The sequence below is a fragment of the Neptuniibacter sp. genome (genome assembly GCF_024231755.1).
In the GTDB taxonomy this organism is placed as follows: Bacteria; Pseudomonadota; Gammaproteobacteria; order Pseudomonadales; family Balneatricaceae; genus Neptuniibacter.
This window is the reverse complement of sequence record NZ_JAAEQH010000210.1, coordinates 1-23,463: the sequence shown is the minus strand read 5'-3', so window position 1 is coordinate 23,463 and position 23,463 is coordinate 1. Positions and strand designations below refer to the sequence as shown.

The 23,463-nt window shown below is 45.0% G+C and carries 19 protein-coding genes; 9 read left to right on the top strand and 10 right to left on the bottom strand.

Annotated features, from left to right (window positions below):
* Positions 1 to 78 precede the first annotated feature (78 nt).
* Genes GY843_RS10675 through GY843_RS10665 form a run of 3 tightly spaced genes read right to left on the bottom strand, consistent with a single transcriptional unit; the run spans position 79 to position 3,181 of the window.
* The gene (locus GY843_RS10675) at positions 79 to 1,104 is read right to left on the bottom strand and encodes an LLM class flavin-dependent oxidoreductase (protein WP_297309369.1); all 1,026 of its coding nucleotides are present in this window, start codon (positions 1,102 to 1,104) and stop codon (positions 79 to 81) included.
* The gene (locus GY843_RS10670) at positions 1,101 to 1,502 is read right to left on the bottom strand and encodes a heme-binding protein (RefSeq protein WP_297309367.1); all 402 of its coding nucleotides are present in this window, start codon (positions 1,500 to 1,502) and stop codon (positions 1,101 to 1,103) included. Before GY843_RS10670 ends, GY843_RS10675 begins: the two co-directional genes overlap by 4 nt.
* Positions 1,502 to 3,181, bottom strand: coding sequence for a sigma-54-dependent Fis family transcriptional regulator (locus tag GY843_RS10665; protein ID WP_297309365.1), 1,680 nt, complete (start codon positions 3,179 to 3,181; stop codon positions 1,502 to 1,504). Before GY843_RS10665 ends, GY843_RS10670 begins: the two co-directional genes overlap by 1 nt.
* A 102-nt stretch (positions 3,182 to 3,283) precedes the next feature.
* Between GY843_RS10665 and GY843_RS10660 the strand changes: the two genes are divergently transcribed.
* Together GY843_RS10660 and thrH are read left to right on the top strand one after the other, a co-directional pair.
* On the top strand, positions 3,284 to 4,180 hold the full coding sequence (locus GY843_RS10660; RefSeq protein WP_297309363.1) for a LysR family transcriptional regulator: 897 nt from the start codon (positions 3,284 to 3,286) through the stop codon (positions 4,178 to 4,180).
* A gap of 105 nt (positions 4,181 to 4,285) precedes the next feature.
* Positions 4,286 to 4,903, top strand: coding sequence for a bifunctional phosphoserine phosphatase/homoserine phosphotransferase ThrH (gene thrH, locus GY843_RS10655; protein WP_297309361.1), 618 nt, complete (start codon positions 4,286 to 4,288; stop codon positions 4,901 to 4,903).
* 74 nt (positions 4,904 to 4,977) lie between these two features.
* Here thrH and GY843_RS10650 read toward each other — a convergent pair whose 3' ends face one another.
* Complete coding sequence (locus tag GY843_RS10650; protein ID WP_297309359.1) at positions 4,978 to 5,421, bottom strand: GNAT family N-acetyltransferase; 444 nt, start codon at positions 5,419 to 5,421, stop codon at positions 4,978 to 4,980.
* A gap of 113 nt (positions 5,422 to 5,534) precedes the next feature.
* On the opposite strand from GY843_RS10650, the gene GY843_RS10645 reads away from it, so the two are divergent.
* The 5 genes from GY843_RS10645 to GY843_RS10625 all read left to right on the top strand — a co-directional run bounded on the left by GY843_RS10645 (position 5,535) and on the right by GY843_RS10625 (position 10,562).
* Positions 5,535 to 6,239, top strand: coding sequence for a glutathione S-transferase family protein (locus tag GY843_RS10645; protein ID WP_297309357.1), 705 nt, complete (start codon positions 5,535 to 5,537; stop codon positions 6,237 to 6,239).
* A gap of 27 nt (positions 6,240 to 6,266) precedes the next feature.
* Positions 6,267 to 6,821: an RNA polymerase sigma factor SigZ gene (gene sigZ / locus GY843_RS10640; protein ID WP_297309355.1), complete on the top strand. Its 555-nt coding sequence runs from the start codon at positions 6,267 to 6,269 to the stop codon at positions 6,819 to 6,821.
* 467 nt (positions 6,822 to 7,288) lie between these two features.
* On the top strand, positions 7,289 to 7,546 hold the full coding sequence (locus tag GY843_RS10635; RefSeq protein WP_297309353.1) for a DUF3081 family protein: 258 nt from the start codon (positions 7,289 to 7,291) through the stop codon (positions 7,544 to 7,546).
* Positions 7,547 to 7,614: 68 nt separating this feature from the next.
* On the top strand, positions 7,615 to 10,086 hold the full coding sequence (locus GY843_RS10630) for a nitrate- and nitrite sensing domain-containing protein (protein WP_297309352.1): 2,472 nt from the start codon (positions 7,615 to 7,617) through the stop codon (positions 10,084 to 10,086).
* Between the two features lie 101 nt (positions 10,087 to 10,187).
* Positions 10,188 to 10,562, top strand: a complete 375-nt coding sequence (locus tag GY843_RS10625) for a CbiX/SirB N-terminal domain-containing protein (RefSeq protein ID WP_297309350.1) — start codon at positions 10,188 to 10,190, stop codon at positions 10,560 to 10,562.
* Positions 10,563 to 10,631: 69 nt separating this feature from the next.
* Here the strand turns inward: GY843_RS10625 and GY843_RS10620 are convergent, their stop codons facing one another.
* Positions 10,632 to 11,564 (bottom strand): helix-turn-helix domain-containing protein, encoded by a 933-nt coding sequence (locus GY843_RS10620; protein WP_297309348.1) that lies wholly within the window; start codon positions 11,562 to 11,564, stop codon positions 10,632 to 10,634.
* Between the two features lie 240 nt (positions 11,565 to 11,804).
* Between GY843_RS10620 and GY843_RS10615 the strand changes: the two genes are divergently transcribed.
* Positions 11,805 to 13,643, top strand: a complete 1,839-nt coding sequence (locus GY843_RS10615) for an autotransporter domain-containing protein (RefSeq protein WP_297309346.1) — start codon at positions 11,805 to 11,807, stop codon at positions 13,641 to 13,643.
* A 288-nt stretch (positions 13,644 to 13,931) separates the two neighbouring features.
* Entirely contained in the window at positions 13,932 to 19,202 is a 5,271-nt protein-coding gene (locus tag GY843_RS10610) for a diguanylate cyclase (RefSeq protein WP_297309343.1), read from the top strand.
* Here GY843_RS10610 and GY843_RS10605 read toward each other — a convergent pair whose 3' ends face one another.
* The 5 genes from GY843_RS10605 to dmpG form a co-directional block, all read right to left on the bottom strand.
* Entirely contained in the window at positions 19,203 to 20,768 is a 1,566-nt protein-coding gene (locus GY843_RS10605) for a PAS domain-containing methyl-accepting chemotaxis protein (protein WP_297309342.1), read from the bottom strand.
* Positions 20,769 to 21,094: 326 nt separating this feature from the next.
* Positions 21,095 to 21,286: a 2-hydroxymuconate tautomerase gene (locus GY843_RS10600; RefSeq protein ID WP_297309340.1), complete on the bottom strand. Its 192-nt coding sequence runs from the start codon at positions 21,284 to 21,286 to the stop codon at positions 21,095 to 21,097.
* Between the two features lie 12 nt (positions 21,287 to 21,298).
* Positions 21,299 to 21,883, bottom strand: coding sequence for an antibiotic biosynthesis monooxygenase (locus GY843_RS10595; RefSeq protein WP_297309338.1), 585 nt, complete (start codon positions 21,881 to 21,883; stop codon positions 21,299 to 21,301).
* A gap of 30 nt (positions 21,884 to 21,913) precedes the next feature.
* Positions 21,914 to 22,720 carry a 2-oxo-3-hexenedioate decarboxylase gene (gene dmpH, locus GY843_RS10590; RefSeq protein ID WP_297309336.1) on the bottom strand — a complete coding sequence of 269 codons (807 nt, stop codon included), beginning with the start codon at positions 22,718 to 22,720 and terminating at the stop codon, positions 21,914 to 21,916.
* On the bottom strand, positions 22,720 to 23,463 hold a 744-nt coding region (gene dmpG / locus GY843_RS10585), incomplete at its 5' end, for a 4-hydroxy-2-oxovalerate aldolase (protein WP_297309333.1). The genes dmpH and dmpG, both read right to left, overlap by 1 nt.

The following is a 23,463-nucleotide window of genomic DNA, read 5'->3' as shown; positions in this document are numbered from 1 at the left end:
TTAGCAGGGAGATTGAATCTGGCTCCCTAGATTGTGTTGTTAGGAGGAGATCCTGACTGTCTGATGGACTTTCTATGGCTAGCTAAACACCTCAGCCAGTTTTCTATAGCTATCGCAGCGCTTCTCAAAACTGTGGGTTACTGCAACAGCGACAATCTCATCCACATCGTAGTAACTTGCCTGAGCTTCTAGCCTTTCACGACACTGTTCAGGGCTACCCGTGATCATACTATTACGGGTAACGTCGAAGTATTCCTGATCAGATGGGGACAGTTTTTTATACAGATCCATACACTCTTCAGGTGGTTTGATTCCTTCGCGGATACCATGCAGGTGTGCCTGTACTTTCCAATAGGTATGAGAGGCTGCCAGCAGCTGTGCTTCTTCTTTACTGTCGGCACAGATCACTGCACTGGAGATCATAGCTGGTGCTTCAGTTTGAGTTGAGCCCGGGCGAGGACGGTACATTTTACGGTAACGTTTGATGATTTCAGCAGGACGTTCGTGTGTACCAATAAACAGCGCGAGCACAAAACCCAGACCCATGGAAGCAGCCAGTTCGATACTGCCGTCACTTGAACCCAAGGTCCAGATCTCAGGTAAGCTACCACCCTGAGGTGTTGCTTTCAGGCCTTCAAACATATGCCCTTCAGGGAGTTGGTTATCAATAAAGCCTGTTAGCGCTTCCAAAAGATACGGGAAATGCTCCGCTTCAGTAGGGTAGTTGGGGAAAGATAACGCCATACTCGGCTTTTCTGAACCACCGGGCGCACGGCCAATACCCAGATCAATTCGCCCTGGGAAGAAAGCTTCCAAAGTGCGGAAGACCTCAGCTACTTTGTAAGGGCTGTAGTGAGAAAGCATCACACCGCCACTACCTACTCGGATGTTCTGAGTGTGTGCAGCAATCTGACCAATGACAATCTCAGGTGCCGGGCTGGCATAGGACGGAGTTGCATGGTGTTCAGCGATCCAATAACGACGATAGCCTAACTGATCAGCCAGCTGTGCAAGTTTTACGCTGTCACGTAGTGCTTCCGCCTGAGTTTTACCGTCGTGAACCGGTGACTGGTCAACAATGCTTAATTTTAAGTCTTTACTCACTTTGTCACCTCACTTGCTGCATATTCAGCAATTGCCGCATCCTGATCTGCCGTTGCTCCAGAGATTCCGATTGCCCCAATCTGTTCATCATCAATTCTGATTGGCTGGCCGCCGGCAAAGCCTACAAGCCCTTGATTGGATAGTTCCATACCGGTGAGTTTTTCCTCACGAATCAGTTCGCCAAAAGCGCCTGATGGTACCGGAAACAGGCTTGAAGTACGTGCTTTACCTATGGCTACATCTACTGAACCTGTGAATGCATTATCCATACGGGCGAATGCATTCAAGTGCGCGCCCTGATCTGTCACTGCAATACAAACATTGACGCCGAGTTCCCTGGCTTTTTCTTCTGCTTTAGAGATGAGCTGAGAAGCCAGCTCCTGAGTTAAGGTCGCCATTATTTTTCTTCCATCTTTTTCATACGGTAAGCAAGTGTTGGTCGGGAAATGCCTAGAATGCGCGCTGCTTCCGAAACATTGCCGTTAGATTCATTCAGTGCGTAATCAAGGAACTGTTGTTCAATATCTTCCAGTGATTCGCATGCGCCAAGCGCCTCTTTAATCCAGCTAGAGGTTGTCTGCTGTTGTTCCGCTTCTGATATATCAACAAGATGTCCATCTGCTGATAGTGTTTGGCTTGCGTTAAAGCCCAGCGTTGGAAACAGTGATGAAGCGCTGATCTCTTCACCGTTATCGGTCAGAATCAGACCGCGTTCGATTAGGTTTTCCAGCTCGCGAACGTTGCCTGGCCATTCGTAATTCATCATCGCCTGCATGGCCAATCCGGAAAGGCCTGCAGTACGTTTACTGTAATAGGCGTGGTATTTTTCCAGGAAATGCTCAATCAAGAGCGGTAGATCTTCGGTTCGTTCACGCAGGGGTGGAATATTGATTGGGTAAACATTCAGACGGTAGTACAAGTCTGCCCGGAAACGACCTTCACGTACCGCTTCTTCCAAAGATTCATTGGTTGCGGCAACAACACGTACATCAATATTACGGGTCTGGTTATCACCTACACGTTCAAGCTCTCCTTCCTGTAGTACTCGCAGTAAGGCGGCTTGTGCCCGCGGGGAGAGTTCAATAACCTCATCCAAGAAAATGGTGCCATTGTTCGCTCGTTCGAAACGTCCAGGGCGGGATTGTGTTGCACCGGTAAAAGCGCCTTTCTCAACACCAAACAGTTCTGATTCAATCAGATCCGGTGGAATCGCCGCACAGTTCACCGCGACAAAGTTATTCTCTTTGCGTTGACTGGCATCGTGAATAGCACGGGCAACCAGTTCTTTACCTACGCCGGTTTCACCTAACAGCAGTACAGTGACATTGGCTTCAGCAGCACGATTCGCCAGTTTACAGACCTGTTTATAGCCAGGAGACTGTCCACGGAAGTTACCCAGCGTCGATTTCTGGTCAACCTTATGTCTCAGCACGGATATCTGGGACTGAAGTTCATACAGTTCTTCAATGATTGGAGTGCGGCGGAAGTATTCGCGATAGGTCGCAACGTCTTCCCACTCCTCAGCAGGTTTACCTACTAGCAGGCAGGTGCTGTCCCCACTGCCGCGACAGGTGATCTCCTTAAACAAAATTTCCCGTCCAAGTAGGGCTGATGTGAAGGCACTGGCTTGACCAATCAGGCTCCAGCAAACAGGTTCATCGAGCATGCCCAGCTCAGTACAGAACATCTCCGCTTCGTAGGAGTCATGCATCACATATTCTGCGTAGAAATGCCCCGTGCTCTGGTCCACTTCTAATTGTTGCTCATCGATTCTAACCAGACCTTTCAACGAGTGAAGGCCAAAACCTGTGCGGATAAGATCAATTTCATCTTTGGAGTTGCTTAGGCGCAGAGCCAGTTGGGCGTCTTTTTTCCCCATACTGTAGCCCAGACGCATAAAGAAGCCTTTCGCACGTTCCAGACCCACAGTCTCGATCTGTTCTTTACGAAAGTCTGCGAGGGCAATCAATTGCAATAACAAGACCCGTTGCTCATCCAGCCAGATCTGCCCATCCCGCTCCTGAAAGCGGATTTGATGGCTTAGTTGAGGATCAGGGGCTATGGAAAGAGTATCCATGAGATCTCCGATTAAAACGTTTCAATTGATTTTATTAGATCTCGTATATTAAATTTACAGGTAATATTGAGAATTTAAATCCCATATATGGGATATAAGTATATGGATTACCAAAACCTTTATCTTTTCGTAAAAGTGGTCGATCGCGGTAGCTATGTCGCCGCAGCGAAAGAACTGTTGATGCCCACTTCAACTCTGAGTCGCCGCATTCAGCAATTAGAAGATCAGTTGGGTTATCAATTGCTTTATCGCAGCGCCCGTAAACTCTCGTTAACTGAAGCGGGGGCTCTGTTTTATCGTCGTTGTCAGCCTCTGTATGAAGAGCTGGTGGAGGCAACAGAAGGGCTGGATGGTGAGCTGACCTCGCCAAGTGGCAATCTGAAAGTCACAGCACCCGTGAGTCTGGCTAATGAACTCCTAAACCCATGGTTCTTTGAGTTTATGGAACTACACCCTGGTATCGATCTGGATCTTATGTTGATCAACCGCAATATCGATCTGAAAGAGGAGGGGGTAGATATCGCTTTCAGAATCGGCGAGATCAGTATTCCTGATTGGGTTTCCCGGCCTTTATTTCAATCACGATTCAGCCTCTGTGCCAGCCCGGATTTGATTGCTAAATTGGGGCACCCTGAAAGGTTGGATGATCTGGAGCGTTTCCCATTAATCCTGTCACGGCGATCTCCAAAGTGGTTGTTTACGGATAGCTCTGGCATGTCGCATGAATACAATGGCAAAGCCCGCTTGCAGTTCGATGAATTGCGGGGTGCGGCAGATGCTGCCGAGGCAGGGATCGGTGTAGCGAACTTACCGGATTATGTGGTGGGTGAGGCATTAACCTTAGGGCGTTTAGTTACGCTTTTACCCCAGTACCGTCCCCTAGGGCGTGAAGTGCATATGGTTTATCCTCACCGTCAGTATCTACCGGCAAAGGTTCGTTTGTTTATCAGCTTTATAATGCAGAAGATCGAAGAGGAAAGAGAAGCAATCTCCGCTTAAGGTTTCCTTGCAAGGCTGCGGTAGAGAAGGTACATTGGCGCGCAAACTATATTGTTTAGAACAACTAAAACTAAGCACATCAATCAAATTCATTAGGAGTCGCGCGTGGAACTCGCTTGTCTTGACCTTGAAGGGGTACTAATCCCTGAAATCTGGATCGCTTTTGCTGAAGAAACTGGTATCGAAGAGCTGAAAGCAACTACGCGTGATATTCCATGCTACGACGAGCTGATGCAGCAGCGTCTGCGCATTCTGGATGAGCATGGTCTGAAACTGCCTCAGATCCAGGAAACTATCAGCAAGCTTGAGCCACTAGAAGGTGCGGTAGAGTTTGTTAACTGGCTGCGTGAGCGTTTCCAGGTAGTAATCCTGTCTGACACTTTCTACGAATTCTCTCAGCCGCTGATGCGTCAGTTGGGTTTCCCGACTCTGCTGTGTCACAAACTGGAAGTAAATGAAGAAGGTCGTATCACCGATTACACACTGCGCCAGAAAGATCCTAAGCGTCAGTCTGTTCGTGCATTCCAGCTGCTGAATTACCGTGTAATCTCAGCAGGTGATTCCTACAACGATACAACGATGCTGACTCAGGCTGAGTCTGGCATTTTGTTCCATGCTCCAGATAACGTAATCGAAGAGTTCCCGCAGTTCCCAGCGGTACACACATACGAAGATCTGAAGAAAGAGTTTATCAAAGCGAGTAATCGCGATCTGACTCTGTAATCTTCATTCACGTATTCGAATGCGGAAGAGAAAAAGCGATGCCTTAGAGTATCGCTTTTTTTGTGAGTGCTTCTTTAGTCAGTACTTTTTGCCATTACTGCTTTTGTTAATACTACCTGGATTTTACTGACTTCATAGCCCATACCCAGATAAAACTGACGAGCTTCTGCACGAATTTCATTAGCCCGAACTCGCACAGTGTCAGCATACTGAAATAACCATTCTTCAGCGGTGTTGACCAAGCCTTTTCCGAGACCGAATCCCCGCATTTCCTCTAGAACAACAAGACTGACAATTTCCCCTTGAGTCCCTTCCGCCAAACGCACATCTATAATGGCACAGACGCAACCCAATACCTTTCCTTTGCGTTCAGCAATAAATATTTCCCCGCCTGATTTACGAACTGTTTCAATATTATTGAGAAGGGAGGTTTCAGAATGGCTGTATCCTAACTGTTCCATTAACGGGATCAGAGCAGGCAGATCATCAATTTGGAAAGGACGGTATATAGGTTTCATACCTTAACTATATAGCATCCATTTGAGCCTCAATATTTTTTCTAACAAATTTTGCGTCTTTTTCTCTCTTTGAGCGTCTTTAGGGTACAACGCTAATTAATTGAGGAACAAAGATGATTAAAGTAGTCAGCTTCAAAATTTGCCCTTTTGTGCAACGAATCACAGCACTTCTTGAAGCAAAACATATCCCCTATGAAATCGAATACATCAGTCTAAGAGATAAACCGAATTGGTTTCTTGAAATCTCTCCCCATGGTCAGGTTCCCGTGCTGATCACAGAGTCAGGTCAACCCTTGTTTGAATCTGATGCGATCGCTGAGTATATCGAAGATGCTTATGCGCCATTACAGAAGTCAGTCTCTGCAGAACAGCGTGCTATAAATCGGGCATGGAGTTATTTGGCATCTAAAAACTACCTGGTTCAGTGCAGTGTTCAGAGAAGTAGTGACTTGGCAACATTGAAGGAGCGAGCAAATAAGTTAGCAAAAGCTTTTGCTGCAATAGAAGGAGTTTTGGGAGATAGCCGATACTTTAATAGTCAAAGCATAGGCATGGTGGATATTGCATGGCTACCGTTGCTACATCGTGCAGCGATAATAGAGAAACATCGTTGTTATGATTTTCTGGCGGACTACCCTAAGCTTAAAAACTGGCAGCAGAACCTCCTATCTACCGGTTTGGCGGAGAGGTCGGTATCTGATGATTTTGAAAGTCGCTTTACCGAGTTTTATCTTTCCGAAGAGACTTTTCTAGGAAAGGGTAGCGATGTTTGTTCGAGTCAGGCTGATCAGGCTTGTATTACAGCCAGTTGTTGTTAGTGGTAGCAAGAGAAGGGGAAGTTACGATTGAATATCGACAATGTCTGGCAACAATACAGCAGCAAGCTAAAAGGCTTGCTGCACTCTAAAATTTCTAATTCAGCAGATGTGGATGATCTATTACAAGAGATATTAATTAAAACTCATAGAGAGATTGGTAGCTTAAAGTCAAAGGATAAACTGAAACCCTGGTTGTATAAGTTGGCTAATAACGTAGTGAACGATTTCTACCGGAGTCAGGGCCGACGTGTCTCTTTTCAGAGCGATATAGGGCAAGAGGAGCTATCGTTAGAGAATGATAGCCCTCTGGCACTGGAGCAGTTGAGTGAATGTGTGATCCCGTTCATCAATGCATTACCGAAGAGGGAAGCGGAGCTGCTAAGGACAATCGATATTCAAGGACGATCACAAAAGGAGTATGCCACGGAACTTGGATTGAGTTACTCGGCACTTAAATCTCGGGTTCAGCGTGCGAGGCAGAAACTAAGAGCATTATTTGAATCCTGTTGTCACTTGGAACTGGACAGAAAAGGCAATGTTATAGATTTTCTGGAAAATCCAGACCAGTGCCGTAATTGTTGATTGATGAATTACAGCTCCAGCGCTCATCGGTTGGATGCCTTGAGAATCTCTGCAGGGAGCTAAGGTTGCGTTCAGCCTTTTTCATGTGACAGCTAAGCTTCTGTTTTATCACCTCAGTGCGGTGTCTCTTTTATGGTTAATAAAGGATAAGGCCAAACCTACTTCTTCCGCTGTAGTAAGGATATCGCTGCCTTCTTTCGAGGCAGGTTTCAATACTTTTTGCCCTAGTGCAGGGCACTCATACCCCCCAAATTCCTACCGTATCTAATAGGTCATTGCTAATACTTGGAGAATAATCAGAGATAAAGAACGTGGACTCATTACTTAGAACCGTTCTGTCGAGTTGTATGCGAGTTCTGACTTAATAGCGGCTTATTTATTGCAGTCGTTATTAGGTGATCTTATTTCTTTGTTTTTTCGTAAGAGGATCTCTGGAACCTACAACTCAGTATTGAGAGGACTGGCAGGTGAAGCATATTAATAAAAACCTTATAAAACGTGTTCACGGCAAGATCATCAATAAAGGCAAAAAATTGAGCGATAAAAATCATTTTTTGGCTGGACTTTACGCTCATGTGGATGCAGATGATTTTATGATCGCTGTTTCCGATGCCTACAACTTCGTCAAGTTGGACTTCAATGAAGAGTTTCAATTTGAGTACGTATCAAAAGACTCAGATGAGGCCTTCCACAGAAAAATAAAAGCCTTGGATAGCCACTATTGATGAGATCAATTTACTAATTTTCAAGTACATATAATCAATGAACTAATCCACGCCTGGAGATGAATTGCATGGATCGTATTACCTCTTTAGTTGAGATAATGTCGCTGAAATCAAAATTAATGATCATGGTTGTCATTCCGTTAATGCTGATGACCATATTTGCTTCCATTCTGGCTTTCTATGCTTGGTCAGATAAAAAAGCTTACGAGCAAATGCAAAAGTTAACAGATTTTGCGGTTATATCAGGTAATCTTGTCCATGAGCTGCAGAAAGAAAGGGGAATGACAGCAGGCTTTATCGGAAGTAAAGGTGAGAAGTTTGGTGATAAATTAGTTGTTCAAAGGCAAGTGACCGATACTAAAACGTTATCTGCCCGAGAATCCCTGCAGCAACTTGATTTGTCTGATTTAAATGAGGAATTTAGATCCAAACTAATTGAGGTCCAGTCCGAGTTGTCCAGGCGCGAGGACATCAGAGCATTAATTGATAACCAGTCTCTCCCGCTTACTGAGGCGCTTAAGTATTACACCAAAATTAATGGTATTTTTATTAGCATTGTTTCTGACCTGTCTAAAATCAGTAATGATCCAAAGCTAGCCAATATGACCGCTGCTTACACAAACTTCCTTCAGAGTAAGGAGCGTGCAGGTATCGAGCGAGCGGTTTTGTCCAATGTTTTTAGCAAGAACGAATTCGGTACTTTATATACCCGATTCCTCAACCTTGTTAATACTCAAGAAAACTACATCAACGTCTTTCTCTCTTTAGCATCGAAAGATGTCTCAGCCTATTACTCTGCAGCGATAGAAAACCCGGTTATTTTGGAGGTTGAGTCCATGAGAAAAGTTGCCATGGAAAGAGCGTCTATTGGCGATTTTGGAATAGAGCCTACCTTCTGGTTCGATAAACAAACCCAAAAAATCAACATCCTGAAAGATATCGAAAACTATATTGAAGATAAGCTGACTGCAGAGGTGAATGGTTCCGCTCAAAGCAGCCAGCTTAGTTTTTATCTGGAAGTTTTTTTTGCTTTCTTAGGTGTTGTTTTGACCTTGCTATTTAGCATGGTAATTACTCGTTCAATACGAGAGCAGGTTGGTGGTGAGCCTAGGAATATCCAAGCCATTACAGAGGTGATTGCATCGGGGAATCTGGTAGAAAGTGATGAGTCAATAGAAAACACTACTGGTATCTATAAAGCAGTACTCACTTTACAAGAGCAGATCAGCAATACGATCAATAAAGATATTTCTCCAATTGTTGCTAATGCTAAAGAAGGTGATTTGAGTAAAAGAATTAATCTGTGTAATAAAGAAGGCTTCTATAAAGAATTGAGTGCCAGTATCAATAACCTAGTGGACTCATGTGATTCCATTGTAACTGACAGTTGCACAGCAATTTCTGCCATAGCTGCAGGTGACTTAAATCAGGGAATTACTACAGAGTATAAAGGCTCATTTAACTCCCTGAAGGAAAGTATCAATCTCACTACTGATCAGCTTCGCCAGATCATCGAACAAGATATTCAGAATGTAGTGCAAGCGGCGATTAGGGGAGAGCTAAACAGTCGCATAGATATCAACGGCAAAGAGGGATTTTTCCTGCAACTTAGCCAGCAGGTTAATGACCTTTTAGACAATATTGAGGCTGTTTTCTCGGACATAGATAACGTGATGGGTAATTTGGCTACAGGTAACCTGAATACTCGAATTGAGAGCGAGTACCAAGGTTCCTACGCTGACCTGAAAAGTAATACCAATGAGACTGTTACAAAACTCACAGAAATAATTGAAAGGATCAAACAAACTTCTTTTGAGGTGGCTACTAGTGCCTCTCAAATTGAATCAGGTACCAAAGATCTTGGCACAAGAACTGAGCAACAAGCTGCGGATCTTGAGGAAACTTCAGCGACCATGGAGGAGATGACATCCAGTGTGTCTAATACTGCACACAATACTGTGGATGCAGAGTCTCAATCCAAAGGTGCTATGAATAAAGCCGCCCATGGCGGGGAGGTGATCCAGGAAGTAATCACCGCTATGAATGAAATCAGCGATGCCAGCGCTCAGATAGCTAACATCGTTAATGTGATTGATGAGATCGCTTTCCAAACCAATCTTCTCGCATTAAACGCGGCTGTTGAAGCTGCTCGTGCTGGTGAAAATGGTCGCGGCTTTGCTGTAGTCGCTAGTGAAGTCAGGAACCTTGCGCAACGCTCGGCTGCTTCAGCAAAAGAGATTAAAGAATTGATCAGCAGTAGTTTAGAGAAAGTGGAAGTGGGTAAGTCACAAGTGAGTCTTTCAGAGGAAGCATTGGGGCAGATCATCGTTTCTGTAGAGACCGTTTCAAATACTATCAACCAGATATCTGCTGCGGCCACTGAACAAAGCAAGGGTATCTCACAGGTGAACACAGCTATCTCTTCAGTTGACAGTATGACTCAGCAAAATGCAGCGCTAGTAGAACAGGCTTCAGCTGCAAGTATGAGTATGCGTGTTAAAGCAGAAGAATTGAGCGAATTGGTCAACTACTTCCGTTAATCATCCAATCTGATCAGACCAGCAAGGTTAGTTATTGGCTATCTGACCTTGCTGGTCTTTTAATATAAATTCGTTTTTAAAAGCAGTATCTGGAAATAAATATGAAAGCACTATTGCTGGTTGCTCATGGTAGTCGCAGAGCGCAATCCAATGATGAAGTTAGAGAACTCGCAAACAAATTAAAACAGCGCTGCGGTAATCACTATGACTGTGTGCATGCCGCCTTCTTAGAACTGGCAGCACCATTGATTCCTGACGGTATTCAACAATGCGTTGAAGAAGGTGCCAGCGAGATTGTTGTGTTGCCATTTTTTCTGAATTCGGGGCGACATGTCACCGAAGATATTCCAAAAATTGTCAGTACAGCTAAACAAGATTACCCAGATGTTCGGATTGAGATAGCTGCACATCTGGGGGCATCGGAAATGATGATTGAATTGTTGATAGCGGCCTCAAATGAAGCCAGCGCAAGTTAATAGGTCCAGCAACCCAGCCTGAATTCTTTATGCTGGGCTATGATAACGTTGCCGGAAAAATGACCATTTTTATACAGAACTGATGTTATTTTGCGCTTTTAATATTTTATAAACCGAACTCACATCACTGTAGCCTACGACATCGGCTATTTCCTGCATCGTCAAACCTTCCTCTATTTTAGTGTTTAATACAGAAATGCGCTGATCATCCCTTAGTTTGGTAAATGATGTATTTAATTTGGCTAATTTTCTTTGCAGAGTTCTTGGAGTTACAAATAACTGATCTGCTAAATCATTAATTGAAAAACCTTCACTTGCCAGGTTTATTTTAATGATCTCTTCTATTTTAAGAATAAGCTCATCTTTTTCATCAAATACAGGAATATCATTGCTAGGTTGTAGCAGGTTTTCCAGTATAGGGTTATAGGAAAGAAGGGTTTGGTTTTCTGCAGAGACGCCATAGACATCAATGGTGAAGCTGTCACTTCCGTAGCAAACATCACATGCCAGTTTGTCTTGGAGCAGCTGACCTGTCTCGTAAAAGCTTCTGGGTAACTGGACTGATATTCTGGTGTTTTCGGGGTAGATAGTTCGCAACTGTAACACCATGATATACGTACAGAATTCTACGCTTTCCTGTTCGCCAAAAAGTTCATTTATCTGCATTCTGATGTGATCATGATGCAGTTCTGTCGTCTTATTGAACAAGTCGTTACCAACGAACCTGCCGAATTTTTCAAGTAACGTTGTGAAGCTTTGACTATTTAATATCCAAAGAGAGATCTGGTTAGGTTTATTAAAAAAATCATAAGCGCGCTGATAAATAGTATGGCTATTAAATAACCTTAAATAATAACCAAGAATTTTATCTGCGGTATCAATATTCATACTGACATAATCGGCATTATAACCTTTCAATACAGTTATATTACGTGATACGTCATCACCCTTATTATCGATAAAATCGGAGAAAAACTCCGGCGCTAATATGCCATTAGCCATATGTAACCTCATTATTATTTTATTGCCTGACTAAGGCTGCTTATGAGGGAAAACGCTTACTAAAACGGCTTTTGTCGTTTGCCGCCACAGAATTGTCAGCTTCCGCCATTACCCAATTCGGCTTAGTTTTTAAAATTCACCTCAAAGTGCTTAAAAAATAATCACTCCTTTTGAGGAATTTTATTAGACATAAGTATCAAGCACAGGATTTCAGTAATAACAATAAGAGAAATCACGTCCATGAGAAACAAATTATATACCGCGATTTGTGCGGCTGGTCTGACAACAGCGATGCTATCAACAGGCGTCCAGGCAAACGGCCATTTCTATGCTTTGGGTGACAGCCTGACCGATAATGGCAACCTGTTAAGAGACTTTGGCCATGAACCTGCTATAGCCGGATTGTTGGGATTACAAGCAACCCAAGGTTATGCCGGAGGCCGCGCTTTGAACGGCCCAACCTGGGCAGAGTACCTGCCAGGTAAAACAGGATTGAGCTTTTCAACTGAAGATGATTACGCTTATGGCGGAGCTACCAGCGGCACAAATGGTTTAGTAGACGGTTTGCTTAGCAGTGGGGAAACTGGTTTTCTAACGCAACTTTCCCAGTTCCAGTCCGATGTGAATCAATTGTCAGCTGATGATGTCGTTGGTATCTGGATAGGTACCAACGATACACACCCAGCTGCGGCTGCCGGCGTAGACCCTGAGATTACTGCAGCGAACGTCATCAATAATATCTCTTCAGGTCTAGACAGCATCCAAGCTATGGGCGGCCGTAATGTCGTTTTAATCAGCCTGTTTGATATGGCTGAGATCGACGCTGCGGGCCCTGAAATCAACTACCCAGACTATGACAATAATATTGCCACCAAAACCAGCCAACTGATCAATCAGGGCCTGACTGAACTAAACCTAGATGGTGTAAACATCCACTATCTTGACCTGTTTACTCTGGTACAAAGAGTTCAGGCAGACCCCGCCGCATACGGTTACATCAGTGGCGTAGCCACCAATGCCTGTGTCCACAATAATTGTGGCGAGCTTACACTAGAACAACAGAACCAATATTTGTGGATGGACTTGATCCACTTCACAACCAAATTTGAAGAAACCATCGCCGATTACGCCGCCAACCTGATCAGCGCTGGTAGCATCTCTGCCCTGCAAGCTGACACCGCGATTGCAGTTACCGATCGTTTCCAGCAAAGCTTATTAACTCAACTACGAGGAGGTGCTTCCGGTTGGTATGAGGAGAGTGGCTATCAATGGTTTATAACACCAGGCTTCGGTAGAACCGAACAGCAGTCCAGTGGCTTAGGTGTGGCAGAATCTGAAACTAATCTGACAAGCATTAGTGGTGGTGTAAGCTTTGCTGTGTCTGAATCAACCCATGTAGGTTTCGCTGCTAACTACAGCAACAGCGATAGCGACCTTTCTAAAAACTACGGCAGTAATGAACTGGATAGCCTGCAGCTAGCCGCCTTTGTTAGCCATCAGCAAGGTTCGTTTTTTGTCGATGCGGGGTTAAGTACAAGCATGGGTGACCTGGAGCTGGAACGTCGTGGGGTATTCGATGATCTTAAAGCTGACCCAAGTACTTCAGCTATGGGCGCATTTGCGCAGACCGGTTACCTGTTTGATGTCGGGGAACAAGGTTTTAAATTAGGGCCTATCGCCTCCATTCGTTACACAGATCTGACTGTAGATGATTATGTAGAATCCGGTGATAGCTTGCTTACCATCGGAGTGGAAGAGCAATCTATGGAACAGCTGACACTGGCTTTGGGCCTGCAACTTCAGAGCCCGGTTTCGGATCAAAGAAGTTACCAACTTCAACTGGCGGCAGAATATCAGGATAAAGATGGCCGCCAGCTGGATTATTTCCAGACCAACGTTTCGGATCGTATGTTGCGTGAAACGGTTAAGGGGGATGACGATGTCTATGCTCGTTTGACCGGTTCGGTAAGTTTCCCAATGGGTAAAGCCAGCGCTGTTACTATAAGCGGCACTACCACAGGTGGACGTGATCAGGGTGAAGATACATCTATTCATGCTTCATTTAATCTGAGCTTCTAAGCTACCCGCAAAGCAAGCAAAAATTTCCCCTCTGCTTGCTTTGTTTTTCGATCAGATTAGTCCGGTTAGGGCAATTCAGAATCAATTATGTACTAGCTGGTTAAAACCCTCTCTACCATCACTTAGCAACCCTCAATGATATTTAATCTGAGTGTTTTTTGAACAAATTTAATATTTATGGAAGTAATAGAGAAGAAATTCTCATTTGAACAGGAGTTTTGATGGCATAGGTCTACGGAGGCAATATACTGTTATTTATCCCGTAGTCAGTTAGTAGCGAGAGATATAATGCGCTTGAACGAGTTTTCGAAAGGAAGCGCCAAGCTTATTGAGGATCCGTTCTGTCAGATAACACTTGTTGATTCTCCCGATGAATCTTTTGCTTTAGTAAAAGAATATCCACTTTATCTGGCACCTTTTGAGGTGATGCAGTTAAAAAACCGTGAGAAGAAGTGCCTCGAATTATTAAAAGGGCAGGGCGCCCCGGTTCTTGAATCTGAAGAAGACAAGGCGCTTAACTTGCTCAGCCGTTGTAATACGTCTTTGGGGCGAGTTGATCTGGCTTCATTATCGATTCAACAGAAACTCACTCTGGCTGTCTCACTTACTAATAGTCTGATCCGATTACATCACCACGATCTGGTTCATCTTTCGCTGAGGCCGGATATCTTTCTGTTATCTTCGGATCATCTTCATGCTGAGCTGGTGGATTATAATTCTGCTGAGCATTTAAGCAGAGACCGCTCAGGCATTAAAAACTCTCGTCCACTATTTTCAGACCCCCATTACATAGCGCCTGAGCAGGGGCACCAGTTTAATCATGACCTTGATACCCGCACGGATCTCTACTCATTAGGTGCTGTATTCTATTGGTTATTCACCGGTCAAACGCCTTTTGCGGATTTGAGTGATGATGAACTGAGCTATGCTCGTATCGCAATTGATATACAAGAACCTGCTTGGCAAAGAGATCAGTGCAGTGAAAACCTGCAAAAAGCGTTCTTTCGCGTCATCACTACCCTGATGGCAAAAGAGCCCTCGAATCGTTATCAAAGTGCGGTCGCTTTAAGCCTGGACCTTATGAAACTGTTGCAGCTTGATAATGCTCAACTTGAGAACTTCATTCCTGCTCAGGAGAATATACCCGACAGGTTGTTTATACCTTGTAAACTCTATGGTCGTGAGCGAGAGATTGAGCAGTTGTTATCCGCTTTTGGAAGAGTTGAACAGGGGCCTTCGGAAGCGTTGTTGGTTGCTGGTTTCTCTGGGGTAGGTAAATCAGCCCTGGTGTATGAGATTCAGGCACCGATCCTAAAATCTAATGGCTTATTTGTTTGGGGCAAATTTGATCAGTATCAGAAGGCATCTCCCTATAGCGCCATTGCCCAGGCTTTTAATCATTTCATCCGCAGCATCATGGCTTATCCTCCGGAGCAAGTTGAATTCTGGCGAGAGCGTTTATCTGAGGCTCTGTATCCCAATGCTCAGGTTTTGATTGATGTCCTTCCTGATCTTGAACTTTTACTTGGCCCTCAGCCAAAGCCAAGCCCGTTAGGTCCGGAAGAGCAGCAAAATCGCTTTAATAATCTGTTTCTGAGTTTTGTACATACTATCTGTACACAGCATAAGCCCCTTGTTGTGTTTATCGACGATCTGCAATGGGCAGATCTTGCAAGTATCAATCTCCTTCAACTTCTCTTCAGTGATGAAAACAGCCGCTATTGTTTGATTTTGGGGGCCTACCGAGATAATGAAGTAGATTCTAAACATCCATTTATGCAGATGCTTGGGGCGCTCGATCATGATGATCAGCAAATCTCTCAATTGTCCCTGCAGCCATTGCAAGAGAATGACCTAAACCAGCTGATTTCGGACACCCTGCGCCTTCCTGGTGATCAAGTCAGACCTCTAACAGAACTGGTCTATCAGAAAACAGGTGGTAACCCTTTCTTCTTCAGGCAGTTTCTGCAGGAACTATATCAGTCGGGGCTGTTAGGCTTTAACCATGAAAAACAGTGCTGGAACTGGTCGATAGAGGCTGTCAGGAAAAGGGATATTACGGATAACGTTGTTGATCTGATGTTACAGAAGATAGGTCGTCTTCCAGAGTCTTCTCAGCATCTACTGCAGCAGGCATCTTGTATAGGGTCATCGTTACCTTTTTCAATCATCAGCGCATTACAGGCTGACAATTGGGATGAGAATCAGGTATTAGCCCCTGTTCTAGATACTGGGCTGCTCTATTTTGAAGGAGCAGGCTCAAATCAGGACGGTGACAAACAGTTATGCTTTCTTCACGACAGAGTGCAGCAGGCTGCATATAGTTTGCTGGATTCATCAGAAAGGACACGCTTACATCACCGGATTGGTTGTTTGATGTTACAACCGTTGGAAAAGCATGAGTGGCAGGAGCATAGTTACGAGCTTCTAAATCATTTTAATCAATCTCACACTTTGTTGAATGCTGCAGAGAAGAATACTGTTGCACAACTGAATCTTCTTGCCGCTGAACGTGCACGCAGTGCGACCGCTTATAGCCTTGCTGTTAATTACCTAGAGATGTTTTTCGCCCTGAAGAGCGAAGGGGAGAGCGAAGATACTACCGCTAACCTGCAGGGCCATGCGGCTTTACTCAAACTTGAATGTTTATACCTCGCGGGTGAATACGAAGCTGCCGAAGCGTTTAAGGGCAAGGTAGAAAGCCAGTGTAAAACGGCCGAAGAATCGGTGCATCTTCAGACAATATTGATAACTCAATATACACGCTACGGTTATCTGGAACTGGCAATAGAGGAAGGAGTGAAAGGGCTCAAGGCGCTGGCATACCCTCTACCTGAAAATCCTGATATGCAGGTTATTGGAGAGACATTAGGGCAGGTTCAGTCACTCTTATCTGAACAACCATTTGATCAGTTAGCTGATAAACCGGGGATAACTGACAAACGGGTTCTGAGTATTCTTGAACTTCTGATGGCAATGCAACCATGTTGCTATAACTCAGGTTCTTTACTCTTTCCCATCACTATACTGGAACTGCTCAGGCTGACCATCACCCATGGAAACAGCACCCATTCCAGCTATGTCTTTATGATGTACGGCCTTCTCTGTACGAAGGTGCTGAAAGATTACTCTACCGCATTTGAAGCTGAACAATATTCTCGTGTTGTCGGAGAGCGCTTCCCCGCAATACCGCTGGTTGAAGGCCGGTTAAAGATGATGCGGGCAAACTTTATTCTGCCCTGGCAAACCGATCTGGTCTTAAGTGGCCAAGAGCGTGACCGTGCGTATCATGCTTGCCTGGAACAAGGGGATTATTACTGGGGTGTACATGCCTATATCTTTGGTTTCTACGCGGACCTAATGTGTGCTGAACGGTTAGATAATTTATTACACCGTACACTCAATGTGGTGGATACCTGTCGTAAGATAAAACAGCCTGCACAGGTTTATCTCAGCCAGTTGCAGTGCAACCTGATAAAAATTCTGCAAGGAACCTTAGATAACCAACATAACCTTGATCATATTTCCGGATATGAAGGTGAAGCGCTGAGTCATTTCCAGCAAACGAATTATATGTGTGGTAAGTACGACCGGATGCTCGGAAGACTGCTACAGAGTTATTTGTTCGGTAATTATCAACAGGGTATAGATATCTCTCTTGCCGAGACATTAACCCAAGAAGATCAGGATGAAGGTATCTTCCATGAGGCGGTCTTGACTCTGTTTAATATTCTCTCTCTGCTGGCGCTGCAGCAGACAGGAAGTTCATTAACATCCCATCAACGAAATTGGTTAGAAGAAGCACTGGAAAAATTTTCCCGTTGGGAGGTTTTAAACCCAAATACTTTTAATGCAGCAGGTCATTTGATCCGGGCAGAACAGGCTGTATTGGTTGAGAGCCGTGCTTTTATTTTTGCCTGTTATGAAGAAGCCATTGAGGCTGCACAAAAAGCTAAGTTCCCATTGCTGCAAGCCTTGTCGAATGAGCGGATGGGGCGTTATCGCTTGTTACAAGGGCAATCCGCTTTAGGAAAGGCATATCTTGAGGAGGCTATCCGTCTCTATCAAGCCTGGGGCGCCCATGCTAAAGCATCTGATATACGTCAATTTATAGCAGACCTCACGCAAGGTGATGCTATTGCGGGTGTCAATGTAGATTGGCAGACAGTTGTTGAGGCGTCTCAGCAGCTTTCCCGACCGCTTGATGGTGACAGGTTACAGGAACTTGTATTGGCATGGATTGCTCAGGTAACTGGGGCACAGACAGCAAGTCTGTACGATTTTACTGATGGACAGTGGCGCTGTATTGGTCAACGGCATGAAGGGGTGTTTAGTTCAACTCGTTCGGATGAGATGTGTCCTGAAAGTGTCCTTAACTACTGTCTTAATAGTAAAAAACGCTTGTTACTTAAAAATGCATGTCAGGAGGGAGACTTTGTACTTGAGCCTTATATCAGCAAACGAGGCTGTCTCTCGTTGCTAAGCGTTCCACTTATCTTTGATAGTAAGGTTGCAGGGATTTTGCTACTAGAGCATTGTGGAGCACCCAGTCTGTTCACCCCGTATCAGGTGAATGTAGTTGAAATAATGCTTTCTCAGTATTTAATCAGCTATAACAATTCTGCCCTGTATCGCAGCGTTCAGGCTCATAATGTGGAGTTGGAAGATCAGGTTTCTAACAGAACTCAGGAGCTACAGCGTAAAACTCACCATCTGGAAGCTATCTTGGCAGCGTTACCTCTTCCTTATGTGCTTTCCAGAATGGATGGTAGTGTTATTGCGGCTAATGATCGGTTCTGTGAGCAGTTCGCTCTGGATAAACAGAAATTAGAAGGTGTAAATGTTTTTGATCTGTATGTGTCACCTATTGATCGTCAAAGGATGATGGAAGGGTTACGTACATATGGCACTTTGAACAATATTGAATGCGAACTAAAAGCATACCGGGGACAGCCATTTTGGGCTCAGTTCTCGTCAACGATGATCCAATTGGAATCAGAGAAAGCTATTTTCTCCGCTATTAGTGATATCTCTGAACGCAAATTGAAGGAACATATGCTGAAGGAGCAGGCTTCAACAGATTCTTTAACGGGAGTGTTGAATCGAAGAGCCTATCTGGAATTAAGTGGTGCACTTCATCGAGATGACAGGACAGCTACTGTTGTAGCGATGCTGGATTTGGATCATTTCAAAAAGCTCAATGATGCCTATGGTCATGCGGCAGGGGATGAGGTGCTTATAGGATTTACCAGGCTGGTATCAGGAGTGTTGCGAGAGAAGGATCTCTTTGGGCGAATGGGAGGTGAAGAGTTTTCCATTGCACTAGTCGAGGTGAGTTTAGATCAGGCTCAGGTAATTCTAGACCGAATTCGTCATGAATTAGACAACACCCGCTTCCCACATAAGGACGAAGAGATCAGTGTGACCACCAGTATTGGTGCAACAAGCTGGGTTCTAAATGAAACTATTCTTGAGGCATTAGAGAGAGCGGATCAAGCCCTTTATAAAGCTAAGCATAAAGGGCGTAACAGGATTGTTATGGACAGTTCAAAAACTTGATCAGCAGGTTAAGACCCTCTCTATCATTTGTGTCTGCTTACGTGCGAGATCTTCTGATTTCCGGTTTAGATTCAGCGTCTGGCTCGCTTGAGAGACTACATTCTCAGAAGTTTGATTAATGGTGTGAATCTGTTCATTCATCTCTACCGCTACAGCATTCTGCTCTTCAGTGGCAGAGGCGATTTGGGCAGTCATATTGCTTAGCTCCTCAACTGCACTAAGAATCGCCTTTAAGCTACTGCCCGCATTCTGAATTCCAGAAACACTATGATCAGTAAGTTCGCGGCCATTGACCATCGAATTTGAAATCAGATTAATCTCTTGCTGCAGGGCAGTGATAATGCCATTGATCTCCTGAGTGGAGTTTTGAGTACGCTGAGCAAGTTGGCGTACCTCATCGGCAACTACGGCGAATCCACGACCATTTTCACCAGCACGCGCGGCTTCAATCGCTGCGTTAAGTGCTAAGAGATTGGTTTGCTCGGCAATATCGCTGATGACGACAACCACTTTACCTATGCTGTCGCTACTTTGTTTCAGATTATCGATATTCTGTCCCATCTGGTTGATTGCACCGTCCAGAGACTGCATTGAACTGACTGCTGCATCAACAACTTCTCCGCCAGCGTTCGCATCCTGTTGTACCTGCTGAACCTGATGCAAAGCTTCCGCAGTGGTATGTGCAACTGAGCTGGTGGCTTCCGATACTTGAGCCATAGCAGCAGCCAGCTGTTGTAGAGATTCCTGTTGTTGCTCGGCTTCCTGGCAGGTAGTGCTCATTACTTCAGTTGATTCGATAGCGCTGGACTGCACTTCATTAGAGGCCGCACTAATCCGTTTAAGGATTGCATCCAACTGGGATTGCAACATGGTCTGAACCAGTGACAGCTGACCAATATCGTTGAAAGTACCGGTGTAGATCATCTGCTTTACTTGATGGTTTACTATCTTACGGCTCTCGCTAATAACACGTTCTAGGGAGCGGATTTGTTGTAGGAGAAGGCTTATACCCATAACAAATGAGAGTAGGGTGAGGCCTATTTTATATTCAGCGCCGAGGTTAAGAAAAACTGCGCAGCTAATCGGTAGCATCGCTAGTAAATAAACAAGGCAAACACGCCAGGAAATTTTAGGGTTGGTTTTTCTCAGAAAAGGAGGGGTTTTGCCCTGTTTACGTAAGGTATAGATATGGTTTGCTCGTGCAACCACATCTTCTTTGGGTAGGCGGTAAATGCATTGATACTCAATGATTTTTCCTCCTTCCATGATAGGTATAATGTAGGTGTCCACCCAGAAAGTATTACCGTTTTTTGCCTTGTTTTTGATCATCCCCATCCAGGACCTACCTTGTGAAATGGTGCTCCACAGGTCTTTATATGGTCCATCTGGCATATCGGGATGGCGTAACAGTCTTATGTTGTTACCCAGAAGTTCACTAGAGCTGTATCCCGAAAGTTCTTGCAGGTCTTCACTGGAGTAAAGAATCTTACCCTCCGGGTCTGTAGTGAGGACAAACGTGTGATTATCAACAGTCGCGTTTGTACCTGTTTTATTGTTTTTATTCATTTGGTTCTTCTCAGGTTGATTAAGCTCAGGAGAAGCTTTGCAGAAAGGATGCCAAAACAAACAAAGGGCTAACTGTCTGTTTTATTGGGATTTATAAATGCGGAAACTTATAACTTTTATAGGGTTTTTCTTATTTGCTAAAAGTTGTCAGCAAATGATCAAACTCTGTTTGAAATAAGGCTGGAATGAACCAAAAGCAGAATAAAAAAAAGCCCTGACATGCAGGGCTAAAAAGCGCTTGTCGTTAATGACAAGTCCTATCAAGCAGTTACTTACAAAAGTAACTGAGAGCGAAGTTCAGTGTGAGAGGTTAAGTTTTAAGTAACTTACTTCCCTAATTTTTTGGCGGAGCTGCCGCCAATGCCAAAGTGTTGTTTTGGCATTTCATTAATCATTACACGTACACTTTCCTGTGGAGCGTTCAGCGCTCGCACGCAGGCAACAGTGAGTTCTTCGATAAGGCGTTCTTTCTGTTCCTCAGAACGGCCTTCCATCATATTCACTTGTAGAATTGGCATATGTTGTCCTTATCAGCTGTAGAGCCAGTCTTTCAGTGCTCGGGTGACTTTAGGCATGACCAGATAGGTCATTAGCAGAACCTGCGCGACGACCACACATAGGATTCGTAGCCACAGAGGCATCTGCTCCAGCCATGGGGCAAAGATCAGGTTCAGTGCTAGCACCAGTACATAAACGACCCCAATAAGCACCAAGGCCATCTTCTCTGGTCTAGGGTGTTTCTGAACGGGCAGTTCTGGCAGATCAAACCAGAACTCTAGTCCAGTACCGCGTTGGGTTTTGGCTTCCCCTTCCACCAAGCCGTCCAGCTTATCCAGCCATTGATTACGTAAATCGGATTGTTCCCATGTTTGGCAGTGTTGGTAACTGTCAAAGCGGTAGATCAGTACGTACTCAAAATTAGTAGCCTGACTTGGGCGCAGTACATTGGTGCCCAAGTGTCCAGGATAACTGGATGCCGCTTCTATCACCCCGGAGATCCACTGTTCGTATTCCACCTCAAAGCCGGGTTTGACCTTACGTGAAATACTTACAGTGACAGAGCCTTCGTCTCCGGGTTGGCAGACCTGTGTTTTTTCAGTCTCAGAAGCGATCATCCAGTTAATTCCTCTTTGCAGACAAGTTCTTTAAACGAACTTACCGCTGACTGTTCCCAGATCCTGATAACGGACACAGAAGCTGTCGCCTTTGTTGACCTGAACCGCTGCCGTAATAGCACCGATCATGATGAAAGTACCCGCAGGGATCTCTTCACCACGCTCGCCAAGCATGTTAGCCAGCATCGCTACTGAAGAAGCCGGGTGGCCCAGTACTGCTGCGCCTGCGCCCAGCTGAACCACTTCACCGTTGATCTCCATTACAACGCCTAGATTCTTAAGATCCAGCTCTTCCGCTTTCTTCATCGTGCCGCCAGCAATAAAGCGGCTGGAAGATGAGTTATCCGCGATTACGCTCTTAAGATCGAATTTGAAATCCTTGTAGCGTGAATCGATAACTTCAACTGCCGGCATAACAAAGTCAGTAGCACGCAGTACGTCACCGATATGTACACCAGGACCTTTTAGCGGTGCTTTAGTAACAAATGCCAACTCTGCTTCGATCTTCGGGTGGATTAGCTCATCGTGTTTGATTTCACCGCCATCCGGGATAGAGAAGTAATCCGCAAGGAAACCGTAGCATGGATGCTCAACACCCATCTGAGCCATTTTTGCCCAGGAGGTCAGGCCCATCTTCATACCCACGATTTTGTTACCGCGCGCTTCTTTACGGCGACGGATCTCCCACTGGATATCAAATGCATCCTTGTAGGTCATCTCAGGGAAATCGTTGGTGATCTTAGTGATCTCGTATGCCTGTAGCTCTGCGTTTTCACAGTGCTCAGCCAACTGCTCAATCTGTGCCTGAGTCAGTTTGTTTTCTTGTGCTTCAGCCATTAGATCAGCCCCTTTTCTTTTGCCATAGTTAGCGCCAGGTCTTCGATCATATCTTCCTGACCACCTACAGTGCCGCGACGACCCAGCTCTACCAGAATGTCACGTGCTTGAATGCCGTACTTCGCTTCAGCACGTTGAGCAAATAACAGGAAGGAGCTGTATACACCTGCATAACCCAGCGTCAGGGCATCACGGTCAACACGGATCGGTTGATCCATCAGCGGTACTACCACGTCTTCTGCCACATCCATGATCTTGTACAGATCGATGCTGTGGTTTGCTTGCATACGCTCAAGAACCGCAACGAACACTTCCAGAGGAGTATTACCAGCGCCTGCACCCAGACCTGCTACGGAGCCATCGATACGTACAGCACCAGCTTCAACTGCAGCCAGTGAATTAGCGATCGCCATACCCATATTGTGGTGACCGTGGAAACCGATCTCAGTATTCGGGTTCAGTTCTGCACGCAGCAGACCAATCTTCTCAGTCACTTCGTCTGGCAGCATGTAACCTGCAGAGTCGGTGCAGTAGATGCAGTTAGCGCCGTAGCTTTCCATCAGCTTGGCCTGCTCCAGAATCTTCTCTGCAGACACCATATGCGCCATCATCAGGAAGCCAACGGTATCCATCTCCATCTTCGCAGCCATACCGATATGCTGTTCAGATACGTCCGCTTCGGTACAGTGAGTGGCAACACGAATCGTGCTTACACCACAATCGTTTGCCATTTTCAGATGATC